Origin of the sequence: Enterococcus mundtii (genome assembly GCF_003957375.1) — a bacterium.
GTDB lineage: Bacteria > Bacillota > Bacilli > Lactobacillales > Enterococcaceae > Enterococcus_B > Enterococcus_B spodopteracolus.
This window is the reverse complement of the sequence record NZ_CP025473.1, coordinates 1,709,594-1,723,454: the sequence shown is the minus strand read 5'-3', so window position 1 is coordinate 1,723,454 and position 13,861 is coordinate 1,709,594. Positions and strand designations below refer to the sequence as shown.

Sequence of the window (13,861 nt, the reverse complement as noted above, 5' to 3'; positions counted from 1 at the left end):
AGAGTGAAATCATGATTTTTTTAACAGTTGGTCTTTTTTTGACCTTGATAGGGCTCTTATTTTTAATTTTGCCTTCTAAAGGTAATTTACCTTTCTATGGTTATCATTCAGAACGTGCCACCAGATCCGACGAACATTGGCGGATTGCCCAACGAACAAGCGGAAAATATTTCTTGATTTTCGGATTATTGATGACCTTGATCGGCTACGGATTAAAAATCACAGGACATACCAATTTTTTTATTATTGAAATGTTACTCTTAGTGTTTCCGATCATGCCGATTTTTATATTAACAGAAAAAAAATTACAAACTTACGATTTGATAAATGGAGGAGACGAGCATGAACATTTTAATGATTGAAGATAATCAATCCGTATCTGAAATGATGCAGATGTTTTTTTTAAATGAAGGATGGGAAGCAACCTTCAAATATGACGGAAAAGAAGGATTAGATGCGTTTTTAGAGAATCCGCAACATTGGGATATGGTCACGTTGGATCTTAATCTTCCGACAATGGATGGCATGATGGTTGGACGAGAAATCCGAAAAGTTTCAAGTACGGTACCAATCATCATGTTGACCGCCCGAGATTCTGAAAGTGATCAAGTGATCGGTTTGGAAATGGGAGCTGATGACTATGTCACTAAACCTTTTAGTCCCTTGACATTGATTGCACGTATGAAGGCATTACACCGTCGTAGCGAATTGGTAGAAACAAAAGAAGAAAATCCATTATCTGAACAAAATTTTGACATCCAAACCGATCACTTCAAGATGAATACGAAAACGCGTGAAGCCTACTTGAATAACCAACCGATCGATGGATTGACACCAAAAGAATTCGATCTTTTATTTACATTAGCAAAAAAACCAAGACAAGTGTTTTCAAGAGAACAGTTATTGGAACTAGTTTGGGATTATCAATATTTTGGTGATGAACGAACCGTCGACGCCCATATCAAAAAACTTCGTCAAAAAATCGAGAAAGTAGGCCCACAAGTGATCCAGACAGTTTGGGGAGTAGGCTATAAATTTGATGATTCAGGTGTTGCCTGATGCGCTATTTATACCAACAATTACTGGCATTTTGTGGGATGATCGCGATGATCATCTTGATCGTCGGTATTTCTTTTACGCAATTGACCAAGCAGACGATCGAAGAAAATAATTACCAACAACTTTTTGGTTATGCCGAGTCGGTGGAGAAAACGACCCAAACCTTTGCGGATACGTTTCCTCAATTTAATCAAGATCAAGCATTCCAAAATGCGTTGGAACTGACTGAACAAGTATTAACTGAACAAAATGTCAATTTTATCTTTATTGATAAATATGAGCGAGTGATCTATCCAACTGCTGGGGTTTACTTGAATTTTACGATTACAGCAGATCAATGGGAAAGTTTGAAAAGCGGTCGCCAAGTCAAGTTTACTTCAAATAAAAATATCGCAGGAGAGAATCAAGCCACTTCCTATGCTTTGGTTCCTTTCAACTTGAATCATGAGTTTTATGGGGGATTAGTTGTAAGCCAACCAGCCAGAAACATCGACAATAGCGTGCGTTCAGTCACCTTGAATCTCTTCAAGGGCTTCATCTTCTCAAGTATTATAGCAATCATCGCAAGCTATGCCTTTGCGGCTTTCCAAGTCAAACGGATCAATCGTTTGAGAAATGCTACAAAAGAAGTCACAAATGGCAACTTCGATGTGCAATTACCTGTAAATGACAAAGATGAATTTGATGAATTAGCAGACGATTTCAATAAGATGACCAACTCACTGAAAGAATCACGAGCAGAAATCGAGGAACAAGAGAATCGGCGCAGACAATTCATGGCAGATGCTTCTCATGAAATGCGGACACCTTTAACAACTATTAATGGCTTGTTAGAAGGCTTGGAGTATAATGCCATCCCAGAAAACCAACGGGAAAATGCCATTAAATTAATGAAAAATGAAACCGAACGTTTGATTCGTCTAGTCAATGAGAATTTAGATTATGAAAAAATCAGAACGAATCAAATCAGTATGGTCATCAAAAAATTTGATGGGACAGAAACGTTAAAAAATATTGTCGCTCAATTGGAAGCAAAAGCAGAAGCTGCGGGTAATCAATTGATTTTAGAAGCACCTGAACAATTAGACGTATACGCTGATTATGATCGATTTGTACAGATCATGGTCAACATTATTCAAAATGCGATCCAATTCACTGAAAATGGAACGATCACAGTCTCTTTAGAAAAAGGCTATCTTGAAACGATCATCAAAGTGACCGATACCGGTATTGGTATGTCAGAACAACAAATGAAAAGCATATGGGATCGCTATTACAAAGTTGATCCTTCTAGAAAAAACACAAAATATGGCGAATCCGGCTTAGGGTTACCAATCGTTCAACAATTAGTTCGATTGCACAAAGGAAAACTCGACGTAATAAGTGAGTTAGGAAAAGGCACGACATTTACTGTAAAATTACCAGATGTTGAAATCGAATGATAACTAAATCAAAAACCGTTAAAACAAGGCTTCTTTCTTGTTTTAACGGTTTTTTTATAAAGATTAACAAACACAAGTCAACTAGCTTCTTTACAATCAGTGACATATGGACTTTCGGCAATGGAAAGATCATGAGTCATCAATAAAATCGAAAAAGAATGATCGTTGACTAAATCGCAAAGATTTGTCAAAAGATCTTGAATCTCGATAATCGATAAATCATCGATAGGGTCTTCGATGATCAGTTTCTTTTTATCTGCGAGAATCGCATGCATCAGTTGCAATATGATTCTTTCATACGTGCTCAATTCACTTACTGATTTTTTGAGCAGCGAGGAATCTATCATTAGCTTAGCTTGCGCTTGTTCCTGTTTGGCTTTTTTTTGTTTTTCGGGGATGTCCAAAAATACTTGTTCTTTTAAATTAAGGTATGGGAAGAACGGCCAATTTTTTTGAACGATCATCAGATCAGTTCGTTCTGAAGCAAGGAGTTGTGCTTTGATCTCTGTGAAAATCACCTGTTGTTCGGCTTGCGAACCGATCAGAACAGTAAAACCGCTAAATGATATCAGTGAATCATGTTGGTTCATCAATGATCAGCTTCTTTCTTTTTAAAAGTCGATTTGAAATCATGAAAAGACCGGTACTAAGTAATGTGCTAATACTAACTAAACAAATGATCGTCTGTCCGATCCCTTTTAAGGTATCTACTAAAAAGTTATCGCTAAAAAAATCGATCATAAAAAAACTATTTTGGTCAATCGAGATCGATAAACCATTTCCAGAAGAAAAGACACTTGGTAAATTCGGTAGTTCGAAGAAATCTAACAAAGTCAAATTGATTTTTTGGAGTAAAGCTTGATAGCCATTTTGGAAAGCAAAAACGATCAAAAGAACGCCAAGGCAACTAAGAACTAATGGAATCAAGGATTGCCAAAAAATAAAGAAGAACATTTTTGGTTTGGAAAGACCCGCTAATCGCCAATTGATGATTTCCATACGATGACGATAGAGTGAGAGTAAAAAGAAAAAAAAGAAACACAAGGCAAACAGTGCTAGTATACAACTGATCACAACCAGATAGGCTTGTTGAAGCGTTTCTGATGAAGGTAAGTTCTCTTTGATATCAGAAGCATCAAATATCAACACCCGATCTTGGATTTGTTTGTGTAAAGTGGTTTGTAGATTATATAAGTTGAAGCTGATCAATAATAGAAAAGCAGAAAAGCTTGAAAACAAAGTATATAGAAATGTTTGTTTTTTGTAGTAAAGTAATCGTGCGGTAGAATAACGGATCATATTCATACTTTTCACCTCAAGAATAGTATAAAAAATGAATATGAATAAAGTATGAAAATCATTTAGTGAAAAACCGAAATAAAGGGAGGCTGATCAAGTAGGACAAGCAAAGGGAACCTGAAGGCGTATAAAAACTTCTTTAGTAATGCTATTCTTTTGGTCGTACTATGAGATCTAGTGCAAAACTAATAGGGAAATGTATCAATTTCAAGATCTATGAACAAGCGATGAATCCCCAAGAATCTAATGATTTGTCTGGGATCTTAATCCTTTCAGACTTAGAGTAGGTATGAGGGGGAAGAGGTATATTTAATATGGTTAGTAGCATCTCTTTGCACTTTCAATCGTGCTGGTAAGAAAAAATTACTGAGTAGAAATAAGCAAATCTATTTATATCTCTAGTTATAGATCAAAAAAACACCCGAAGAAAGGATTTCCTCGAGTGCTGTTCGTTGAGTGATAACATTAGCTACTTGTTCTCACGTTGTTCATTCGTTATTTTCCACTGAATCTTCACTATCCGTGGGTTCCTCAGTAGGAATACCATGGATATCTTGGAAGGTTTTAGTTTCGTACAGATTTTGTGTCGTTTGGTTGTTGTTCTCACTGAAGACGCTTGTTGATTTGTCACCAAGTGAACGTTCGGTATCACTTAGATGTCGCAAACCATTTTTGTAATCAAACTTAGAAGTATCAAGTGGTTCTAAACCACTTTCTGTATAAAATCGAAGTAGATCGCCATTGTTGATCTGGTCTGAAACGGCGAGTTGCTTGCTGACTGCTTCACGTAAGGCAGTAACTTCTGCTTGTTGTTCTTCAGTCATATCGGATAGGACTTCACCTGTTTGGGTATTGTAGACAGCTCCACCATAATAGGTATACTTAGGTGAAACGAAGTCACCATCACGGAAAGCGACTAACTGGTTATTATCAGGTGAGAAGAGATCTTGTCCTAATTGGATATAATTTTTTGAATCCACACCTAACAAATGAAGCAATGTCGGTAAAGCATCGACTTGGCCGCCGTACGTATGGTTGATTCCGCCTTTTGTTTGTCCGGGGATATGGATCATATATGGCACGCGTTGCATCGCTGCATTATCAAAATTTGTCCATGTCGAACTTGTTTTACCAACTAATTCAGCTAAAGATTTGTTTCTTGTATTAGAGATCCCGTAGTGGTCACCGTATAAGACGATGACTGAGTTTTCATACAAGCCACTTGCTTTTAAATAGTTGAAGAATTCTTCTACCGCTGTGTCTAAATAGTTAGCTGTCGCAAAGTAACCATTGATTGTTTCATCATTCGTATTAGCTACAGGGAATCCAGCTTCCTCATTCGTGAATTTTGAATAAGGGAAGTGATTCGATACAGCAATGAATTTTGAGTAGAATGGTTGTTGCATCCGTTCTAAATATTGGACGGATTGTTCAAAGAATGGTTTGTCATGTAAACCGTATTGGAATGAGTTATCGTCATTCACGTCATAGTATGAAGCATCAAAGAAGTAATCATACCCAAAACTCTTATAAGTTTCGTTACGGTTCCAGAATGTACCAGCATTCCCATGGAACGCTGCACTGGTATACCCTTTTGTTTGTTTTAAAATATTTGGTGCTGCTTGGAAAGTATTCTTACCACCAAGTTGAGTGAATAGTGATCCTTGGTTCAAACCGAATAATGAATTTTCCATCAATGTCTCTGCATCACTTGTTTTTCCAGCTTTTACTTGATGGAAGAAATTGTCAAAACTGAATGTTTCATTACTGTGGAATAAACTATTCAAGAAAGGTGTTACTTCATGTTCTACGCCATTTTCGTCTTTCAGTTTATAATCGATCACAAACTGTTGTAAGCTTTCTAAATGGATATAGATAACATTCTTGCCCTCAGCTAATCCATAAAGATCTTGGTTTGGTTGCGCATAATGTTCTTTGACGTAAGTGGCTACTTCTTTCATGTCATTTGGACTTGCTTCAGCTCGTACTTGGTTCGTTTGGTACGTTTGGATACCGTCGTATACCATGAACGCGTTCAGTCCAAGATATTTAACTAAATAATCACGAGAGAATGTACGTGTCAATAACTCTGGGCGATCCGCTTCAGCTAAAAATAGATTTCCAGAAAAGATCATCACTGCTAAGGTAGTAAAGGCAAACGCCATTCGAGCGCGCACAGGACGTGGGTCCATTTTGATTTTTTTCGTTGCTAAAAGCGCAATGATCAAAATGATATCGATCCAATAAAGGACATCATAAGGACGGAATAACCGTAAGGCACTTTCGCCTAAACCACTTGCGACTTTTCCGGCGCCTAGGATCGCGTTGATCGTAATAAAATCAGTGAACTCACGATAGTAGATGATGTTAGAAAATAAGAGCAAGGTCAACAAGAAATAGATGACTAGCATCGTGATATACGCTGCTTTCGTTCGTCTAACATATAAGGCAATCCCTAAAAGAAGGATAGTCGTTGCGATTGGGTTGATGAACAAGATAAAATATTGGATGCCACTCTCGATCCCTAAATGGAAATCAAATAGATAAGTAGCAATCGTTTTGACCCATAACAAAACGGCTAGTAAAGTAAAAAATCCGAGCCTTTTATTTAAAAAAGCGGGTGTTTTTATTTTCAAATTAATCTTCCTTTCTGCACTCTTACATAAAAAAAGAGTGGCATGAAACATACTCACGACTCACGTACTCCTAACTATTTTACTAGTAGACCAAAATAGTGTCAATTGAAAGTACAAATCAAGCTTGATAGATTAAGATTTTCTTTAAGATCGCTAAGTTTTGTGCAAAAATCTACACATGAAGAGGGAGGACAAAGGTGCGCAGCACTGAGAAATCATCATGGAAAATCGAAAATCATTCTTCAAATTGTCGTTTTTTCCAAATTTTTTCTGAAGGAGCTACTTTCGGAACACGTGTATTTAGTTTTAGTGGGAGATAAGGAGTTTTTATTTTAGCTCTTTTCTAAGGGGAACTACCTACAAGACAAGGAATCTCTAAGACAAGAAGCGTGTTTTTTGTTATACTAAAAGGGAGAATGAAAAAGCAGGTGAGCCAATGAAACTAACAATAAAAAAAAGAGTAGTCAAGAAATTTTTAAAAGGCTATCCATTGATCCAAGAAGAAGATCTAGTGCAAATGAAAAAAACGACAGAATGGGTAGAATTAATTGATCAGCAAGGAAAATTTTTAGGAAAAGGCTATTTAGGAAAACAAAACAAAGGAATTGGTTGGGTACTCAGTCAAAAGGATGAACCATTTGATCAATCATTTTTTGAAATAAAATTTTTGACAGCTAAAGAAAAAAGGACAAGCTATTTTAATGATGAGCAGACAACAGCTTTTCGTTTGTTCAATGGAGAAGGAGATGGGATCGGTGGTTTGATCATTGACTACTACGATAGCTTTGCTGTCTTTTCTTGGTACAATGAAACCTTATATTTGGCTCGTGGAGTTCTATTAAAAGCTTTTCAAGCTGCTTATCCTGAAATTGTCGGAATCTACGAAAAAATTCGCTTTGAAACAACACAATTACCGGAGAGCCAGCATGTGACTGGAGAAGAGGCCAAAGAACCACTACTTATCCAAGAAAATGGAGTGACTTATGCCACTTATTTGAATGAAGGCCTGATGACCGGAATTTTCCTTGATCAAAAAGAAGTCAGAGGCGCATTGATCGATGGCTTAGCTTTAGGGAAATCAGTACTGAATATGTTCAGCTATACCGGTGCTTTTTCTGTAGCTGCTGCTATGGGTGGGGCAATAGAAACGACAAGTGTAGACCTAGCAAAACGAAGTTTGAAAAAAACTCGTGAACAATTTGAGGTCAACGGGTTGATACCTGATGCCCATAAAATCATCGTTATGGATGTTTTTGAATACTTTAAATATGCACAACGCAAAGGTTTCTCTTATGATGTAATCGTTTTGGACCCTCCAAGTTTTGCTCGGAACAAGAAAAAAGTCTTTCGTGTAGCTAAAAATTATGGTGAATTAGTGAAAGATAGCTTGTCGATCTTAGCCGATGAAGGAATCCTGATTGCCTCAACAAATGCAGCCAATGTGTCGATTGATCAATTTCGAGCAATGATTGAAGATGAACTAATCTCTGCTGAGTATCAATACCAAATCAGCGGCGTTTATCGTTTACCTGATGATTTTCAAACCATTGATTCTTTCCCGGAAGGAAATTATTTAAAGGTATTTGTTTATGAAATAAAAAAATAGAGAGGGCGTGAAGTAAATGTTTCAAGTAAAAGGAGTAAGATTTGGTACTGGACGTCCAAAAGTCTGTGCGCCCTTGACTGGTACAACGCGCGAGGAACTTCTGAGAGAAGCAATCCTGGCGAGGGAAGCCGGTGCTGATTTGGCTGAATGGCGTCTTGATTGTTATCATGATGTCTTCAACAAAGTTCAACTAAAGGAAACGTTAGTGCTGATCTATGAAATGTTAGAAAGACTTCCATTGCTTTTGACTTTTCGAAGTTTAGAAGAAGGTGGAACGCAAGATATTTCAATCAAAGACTATCACGATCTGTATAAATTTTTGATCGACACAGAATTAGTGGAAATGCTAGATATTGAGTTGTTCAAAATCGAAAGTATGGAAAAGGATCTGCTCCATGATATCCACCGCCGCCAGATCCCACTGGTCATCAGTAGTCATGATTTTAAAGAAACACCAGCAGATCCGGTCTTGCTGTACCGTTTGAATATGATGGAACATTTTGGTGCAAGTATCGGAAAAATTGCTGTGATGCCAAATAATGAACGTGATGTTTTACGGTTGATGGAATTGACTCGTCGCGCTCATGCGTTTGTGTCGATGCCTCTAGTCACTATGTCAATGGGTGAACTTGGCATGGTCTCTCGACTTGCAGGCAACGTGACAGGTTCAGCCATCACTTTCGGTGCGTTAGATGCGACACGAGCTTCTGCACCTGGCCAATTACCAGTTAAAGAATTAAAACAAATCATTAGTTTACTCAATGAAAATTAAGCTAGACGAAGGTGAAGATTTTGGCAAAGAAGAAACCAGTAAAAACTAATGCTATACGTATGGTAGAACAAAAAAAGATTGCTTATACAGAACATGAATATGCTTGGGATGAAGCACATATCAGTGCCTCATCCGTTGCTGCTCAGTTGCCAGGAAGTGAATCACGAATTTTTAAAACATTAGTAGCAGTGGGGAATAATACAGGCCCGATCGTTGCCGTTATCCCTGGAAGCACTGAACTTGATTTAAAAAAACTAGCAAAAGTCTCCGGCAATAAAAAAGTAGAAATGCTCCATCTCAAGGACTTGGAAAAAACGACCGGATATATTCGAGGTGGCTGTTCACCAATTGGTATGAAAAAATTATTCCCAACATTTATTGAAGAAAAGGCAAAAGAATATGACCAGATCATTATTTCTGCTGGAAAACGCGGACTGCAAATGGAACTTGCTCCAGAAGCAATCGCTGAGTTGACCAATGCGACATTTGTCTATATCAAAATTTAAAAACCACAAACAAAAAGCAAAACAAATGCTGAAAGATCGATCCATGAAAGGCGAACGATACGCGTTGCCTTTCATGGATGTTTCATGCAAGCAATGTTTTGCTTTTTTGTCTCTTACCATTGACTTTGCAGCGCTGCGTGCATTCCTGAAACACGTCCCGTAGCAAAAGCTGCCGTGATATTAAAGCCACCTGTATACCCATTTACATCAAGTAATTCACCGCCAAAAAACAAGCCGTTCAATACTTTGCTTTCCATGGTTTTTGGATTGACTTCTTTTAATGAAACTCCACCACCAGTAACAAAAGATTTCTCGATGGGAAATGTCTTATGGATCAATAGCTCAAAGTTTTTACATAATTCAGCAAATTCTTGGATTTGTTTTTCAGATGTTTGGCTACCAGTTAGTTCGGTCATTTCTAGCCGTTCAAGATAAAATTGGAGTAGACGTTCAGGTAGAAAACCACGCCACGAATTGATCAAATTCTTTTTCGACTCCTTACTTAGTTCCACTAACTCCCGTATCAGTTCTTCGACTGACTTCATCGGGAAGCAATCTAAAGAAACAGTTACAGGTGCCTGCGTTTTTTGTAGCTCATTGTTGATGAAACTGGAACACCTTAAAGCTGCTGGTCCAGAGATCCCAAAATGGGTAAATAAAAGATCCATCGTGTGTTCCGTGATCACTTTTCCTTTTTGGTTCAAGACACGTAACGTGATATCTTGTAAAGAAAGACCTTGCAACACTTTATCCGCAATAAATGACTCCTCAGAAATCAAAGGAGACTCTGTTGCATAAAGTGGTGTGATCGTGTGGCCTACTTTTTTGACCAATTTATACCCATCACCCGTTGCACCAGTAGAAGGATAGGTGCGTCCACCAGTCGTCAAAATGACGCATTTTGCTTTAAATTCATCAAATTCAGTACGCACACCATAGATTTGGTTGTCCTTATGGATCAATTTTTCTACACGTTCACCAAAAAACATCGTGACGTTCAATTCATTCAGACGATGAACCAGCGCTTCAATGATCGTTTTTGATTTATTTGTCACTGGAAACATCCGTCCGTGATCTTCTTCTTTTAAGTGAACTCCTTGTGATTCAAAGAATTCCATGATGTCAAAATTGTTGTATTGAGAAAACGTACTATATAAAAATTTACCATTTCCTGGGATATGCGCAATCAAATCATCAACAGGGCGATTATTTGTGACATTACATCGACCGCCACCAGTCATCAATAATTTTTTACCTGCTTTTTTATTTTTTTCGATCAACAAGACATTGGCACCATACTCGGCTGCACTGATTGCGGCCATCATACCACTTGTTCCTGCGCCAACAACAATCACGTCATAAGTTTTTTTCATTTTCTCACCTCACAGAGAGTGTAGCATATTTGAAGACGATGCGCAGAAAATGTTTTGACCTATGATTGAAATAAGCTAAAATAAAGTCAGATGAATAAAGGAGCGTGAACCTATGTCAAATGCAAAAGAATACGTACAAGCGATACAAGAAAAACTTCACCAAAAAGATGACGGCCAAATCGAGTTTCTGCAAGCGGTCGATGAATTTATGCCTACGGTCATCCAATTTTTAGAAAAAAATCCAGAATACATTGAAAAAAATATTCTAGGGATTTTAGTTGAACCAGAACGAGTGATCCAATTCCGTGTTCCTTGGCAAGATGATCAAGGGAATTGGCAAGTGAATCGTGGGTATCGTATTCAATACAATTCAGCCATCGGACCATATAAAGGTGGCTTACGTTTTCATCCAAGTGTCAATTTAAGTATTTTAAAATTCTTAGCATTTGAACAAATTTTCAAGAACAGTCTGACAGGCCTACCAATCGGTGGCGGTAAAGGCGGAAGTGATTTTGACCCAAAAGGAAAATCGGATAATGAAATCATGCGCTTTTGTCAAAGTTTTATGTTGGAACTGGCAAAACATATCGGACCTTCAATTGATGTGCCGGCAGGCGACATCGGTGTAGGTGCTCGTGAAATCGGCTATATGTATGGTGCCTATAAACGATTGAAACAATATGATGCAGGCGTTTTGACAGGGAAACCTTTAGATTTCTGGGGAAGTAAGATCCGAACAGAAGCAACAGGGTATGGCTTAGTTTATTATGTGAAACATCTATTGAACGAAGAACAAGATTCATTTGCTGACAAAACAGTGATGGTTTCAGGCAGTGGGAATGTGGCAATCTATGCAATCGAAAAAGTCCATGAATTAGGAGGGAAAGTGGTTACTTGTTCTGATTCAGGTGGCTATATCTATGACCCAGAAGGTATCGATCTTGATCTATTAAAAGAATTGAAAGAAGTTAAAAGAGCCCGTTTAACAGAATACGCCAAAGAACGCTCATCGGCTGAATACCACGCAAATGAATCGGTTTGGACTTTGAAACAAGCGGCTGATATTGCTTTACCTTGTGCAACACAAAATGAAATCGATGGACAATTGGCAGAGATCCTTGTAGAAAATGGCGTTAAAATCGTCGCAGAAGGTGCGAACATGCCATCCACATTAGATGCTGTTTCAGTCTATGAAAAAGCAGACATCTGGTATTGCCCAGGAAAAGCTGCCAATGCTGGTGGTGTAGCTGTATCTGCGCTAGAAATGAGCCAAAATTCACAACGATTGGTGTGGGAAAGCAGCCAAGTTGATGCGCAACTTGATGAGATCATGGCAACGATCTATCAAACATGTCGTCAAACTGCCAAAGAATTTGGCAACGAAAAAAATCTTTTGCTTGGCGCCAATGTGGCAGGTTTTGAAAAAGTCGCAAAAGTAATGGCTATGCAAGGTTTAGTCTAAAAAATTGGAAGTTTCTTGTAAATATTAGAAGCTTCTCGCATATTTGCTTGAAAAATAATAAAAAAAAACGTAAAGTATATCTGTAGATTGAAACTTTTAAGGAGGAACAAAAATGGCACACATTCATTTTGACTATTCAAAAGTTGCACCATTTGTCAATGAACATGAGTTAGGCTATATGCAGAGTCAAGTTACTGCTGCAGACAAATTATTGCGAGAAGGAACTGGCGCAGGTAGCGATTTCCGAGGATGGATCGACCTACCTACGAACTACGACAAAGAAGAATTTGCTCGTATCAAAGCTGCTGCTAAGAAAATCCAATCTGATTCTGAAGTCCTTGTGGTCATCGGTATCGGTGGTTCTTATTTAGGTGCTCGTGCAGCAATCGATTTCTTACAACATACCTTCTACAACTTGTTGGGAAGCGACAAACGTCAAACACCACAAATTTTCTTCGCTGGAAACTCAATCAGCTCAACTTATCTTGCTGACTTGATCGAAGTGATCGGCGACCGTGACTTCTCAGTAAATGTCATTTCAAAATCAGGAACAACGACTGAGCCAGCCATTGCATTCCGTGTATTCAAAGAATTACTTGTTAAAAAATATGGTCAAGAAGAAGCAAACAAACGCATCTACGCTACAACAGACAAAGCAAAAGGGGCTGTTAAAGTAGAAGCAGACGCAGAAGGATGGGAAACATTTGTGATTCCTGATGATGTCGGTGGACGTTTCTCTGTATTGACAGCAGTTGGTTTATTACCGATCGCCGCAAGCGGAGCAGATATCGATGCCTTGATGCAAGGTGCTGCCGATGCAAGCAAAGCTTATTCAAGCGACAAACTTGAAGAAAACGAAGCTTACCAATATGCAGCAATGCGTAATATTCTTTACCGTAAAGGCAAAGTTACTGAATTATTGATCAACTACGAGCCAGGAATGCAATATTTCTCTGAGTGGTGGAAACAATTATTCGGCGAATCAGAAGGTAAAGATCAAAAAGGAATCTACCCTTCAAGTGCAAACTTCTCAACAGACTTGCACTCACTTGGACAATACATCCAAGAAGGACGTCGCAATATCTTCGAAACAATCGTAAAAGTTGAAAAACCACGTAAATCGATTACAATTCCAGAACAAGCAGAAGACTTGGACGGACTTGGTTATTTACAAGGAAAAGAAATCGACTTTGTAAATACAAAAGCTTTTGAAGGTACATTATTAGCTCATACAGACGGCGATGTACCAAACCTATTAGTTAAAATCCCTACAATGGATGCTTACACATTAGGTTACACTATGTACTTCTTTGAAATTGCTGTTGGCATTTCAGGTTACTTGAATGGTATCAACCCATTCGACCAACCAGGAGTAGAAGCTTACAAGAAAAACATGTTCGCTTTACTAGGTAAACCAGGGTTTGAAGAGTTGGCGAAAGAGTTGAACGATCGCCTTTAGGATAGGGTTTAGAGAAGATTCTTAGTAATGAAAACGACTAAACATGTAGGCACCATTTTATTTTTGGTACTACAAATGGTACTACATGAAGAAAGACAGCCAGTTATTGGCTGTCTTTTTTTGATGTAAATTGGACCACTTGACCAAATGCTTTCTTATCTTGAGTATTTAAAAAATTATCTGATTTACTTACAGCATGTTCTTTGACAAGGAGAGAGAGGTGAGCATATATCTTGGGGATAGATAT

Annotated in this window: 12 protein-coding genes; 8 read left to right on the top strand and 4 right to left on the bottom strand. The window is 38.1% G+C overall.

Annotated elements, in window-relative coordinates; all coding sequences use genetic code 11:
- Nucleotides 1-11 precede the first annotated feature (11 nt).
- Genes CYK55_RS08435 through CYK55_RS08425 form a run of 3 tightly spaced genes read left to right on the top strand, consistent with a single transcriptional unit; the run spans nt 12 to nt 2,501 of the window.
- Entirely contained in the window at nt 12-362 is a 351-nt protein-coding gene (locus CYK55_RS08435; protein ID WP_034687740.1) for an SdpI family protein, read from the top strand.
- Nucleotides 343-1,059 carry a response regulator transcription factor gene (locus tag CYK55_RS08430; protein WP_034687738.1) on the top strand — a complete coding sequence of 239 codons (717 nt, stop codon included), beginning with the start codon at nt 343-345 and terminating at the stop codon, nt 1,057-1,059. The genes CYK55_RS08435 and CYK55_RS08430 overlap by 20 nt, the downstream gene beginning before the upstream one ends.
- Nucleotides 1,059-2,501, top strand: coding sequence for a sensor histidine kinase (locus CYK55_RS08425; protein ID WP_126134183.1), 1,443 nt, complete (start codon nt 1,059-1,061; stop codon nt 2,499-2,501). Before CYK55_RS08430 ends, CYK55_RS08425 begins: the two co-directional genes overlap by 1 nt.
- 77 nt (nt 2,502-2,578) lie before the next feature.
- Here CYK55_RS08425 and CYK55_RS08420 read toward each other — a convergent pair whose 3' ends face one another.
- The 3 genes from CYK55_RS08420 to CYK55_RS08410 all read right to left on the bottom strand — a co-directional run bounded on the left by CYK55_RS08420 (nt 2,579) and on the right by CYK55_RS08410 (nt 6,487).
- The gene (locus CYK55_RS08420) at nt 2,579-3,091 is read right to left on the bottom strand and encodes a hypothetical protein (RefSeq protein ID WP_034687733.1); all 513 of its coding nucleotides are present in this window, start codon (nt 3,089-3,091) and stop codon (nt 2,579-2,581) included.
- A complete protein-coding gene (locus tag CYK55_RS08415; RefSeq protein WP_126134182.1) occupies nt 3,078-3,806 on the bottom strand; it encodes a hypothetical protein in 729 nt (242 codons plus the stop codon). The genes CYK55_RS08420 and CYK55_RS08415 overlap by 14 nt, the downstream gene beginning before the upstream one ends.
- Before the next feature lie 482 nt (nt 3,807-4,288).
- On the bottom strand, nt 4,289-6,487 hold the full coding sequence (locus CYK55_RS08410) for an LTA synthase family protein (protein WP_404830910.1): 2,199 nt from the start codon (nt 6,485-6,487) through the stop codon (nt 4,289-4,291).
- A gap of 385 nt (nt 6,488-6,872) precedes the next feature.
- On the opposite strand from CYK55_RS08410, the gene CYK55_RS08405 reads away from it, so the two are divergent.
- Genes CYK55_RS08405 through ybaK form a run of 3 tightly spaced genes read left to right on the top strand, consistent with a single transcriptional unit; the run spans nt 6,873 to nt 9,320 of the window.
- Nucleotides 6,873-8,042, top strand: a complete 1,170-nt coding sequence (locus CYK55_RS08405; protein WP_034687729.1) for a class I SAM-dependent rRNA methyltransferase — start codon at nt 6,873-6,875, stop codon at nt 8,040-8,042.
- Between the two features lie 16 nt (nt 8,043-8,058).
- On the top strand, nt 8,059-8,814 hold the full coding sequence (aroD, locus tag CYK55_RS08400; RefSeq protein ID WP_034687728.1) for a type I 3-dehydroquinate dehydratase: 756 nt from the start codon (nt 8,059-8,061) through the stop codon (nt 8,812-8,814).
- A gap of 20 nt (nt 8,815-8,834) precedes the next feature.
- Nucleotides 8,835-9,320, top strand: coding sequence for a Cys-tRNA(Pro) deacylase (gene ybaK / locus CYK55_RS08395; RefSeq protein ID WP_034687726.1), 486 nt, complete (start codon nt 8,835-8,837; stop codon nt 9,318-9,320).
- Between the two features lie 113 nt (nt 9,321-9,433).
- On the opposite strand, the gene CYK55_RS08390 is transcribed toward ybaK, so the two are convergent.
- Complete coding sequence (locus tag CYK55_RS08390; RefSeq protein ID WP_034687724.1) at nt 9,434-10,693, bottom strand: NAD(P)/FAD-dependent oxidoreductase; 1,260 nt, start codon at nt 10,691-10,693, stop codon at nt 9,434-9,436.
- Nucleotides 10,694-10,805: 112 nt separating this feature from the next.
- On the opposite strand from CYK55_RS08390, the gene gdhA reads away from it, so the two are divergent.
- Both gdhA and CYK55_RS08380 read left to right on the top strand, forming a co-directional pair.
- Entirely contained in the window at nt 10,806-12,155 is a 1,350-nt protein-coding gene (gene gdhA, locus CYK55_RS08385) for an NADP-specific glutamate dehydrogenase (protein ID WP_034687723.1), read from the top strand.
- A 112-nt stretch (nt 12,156-12,267) separates the two neighbouring features.
- Nucleotides 12,268-13,614, top strand: coding sequence for a glucose-6-phosphate isomerase (locus CYK55_RS08380; RefSeq protein WP_034687722.1), 1,347 nt, complete (start codon nt 12,268-12,270; stop codon nt 13,612-13,614).
- Nucleotides 13,615-13,861: the final 247 nt, after the last annotated feature.

Bases quoted from the DNA above. Each gene is read 5' to 3' on its own strand.
- CYK55_RS08435 (WP_034687740.1), top strand. From the start codon at position 12: ATGATTTTTTTAACAGTTGGTCTTTTTTTGACCTTGATAGGGCTCTTA.
- CYK55_RS08430 (WP_034687738.1), top strand. From the start codon at position 343: ATGAACATTTTAATGATTGAAGATAATCAATCCGTATCTGAAATGATG.
- CYK55_RS08425 (WP_126134183.1), top strand. From the start codon at position 1,059: ATGCGCTATTTATACCAACAATTACTGGCATTTTGTGGGATGATCGCG.
- CYK55_RS08420 (WP_034687733.1), bottom strand. From the start codon at position 3,091: ATGAACCAACATGATTCACTGATATCATTTAGCGGTTTTACTGTTCTG.
- CYK55_RS08415 (WP_126134182.1), bottom strand. From the start codon at position 3,806: ATGAATATGATCCGTTATTCTACCGCACGATTACTTTACTACAAAAAA.
- CYK55_RS08410 (WP_404830910.1), bottom strand. From the start codon at position 6,487: ATGTTTCATGCCACTCTTTTTTTATGTAAGAGTGCAGAAAGGAAGATT.
- CYK55_RS08405 (WP_034687729.1), top strand. From the start codon at position 6,873: ATGAAACTAACAATAAAAAAAAGAGTAGTCAAGAAATTTTTAAAAGGC.
- aroD (WP_034687728.1), top strand. From the start codon at position 8,059: ATGTTTCAAGTAAAAGGAGTAAGATTTGGTACTGGACGTCCAAAAGTC.
- CYK55_RS08390 (WP_034687724.1), bottom strand. From the start codon at position 10,693: ATGAAAAAAACTTATGACGTGATTGTTGTTGGCGCAGGAACAAGTGGT.
- gdhA (WP_034687723.1), top strand. From the start codon at position 10,806: ATGTCAAATGCAAAAGAATACGTACAAGCGATACAAGAAAAACTTCAC.
- CYK55_RS08380 (WP_034687722.1), top strand. From the start codon at position 12,268: ATGGCACACATTCATTTTGACTATTCAAAAGTTGCACCATTTGTCAAT.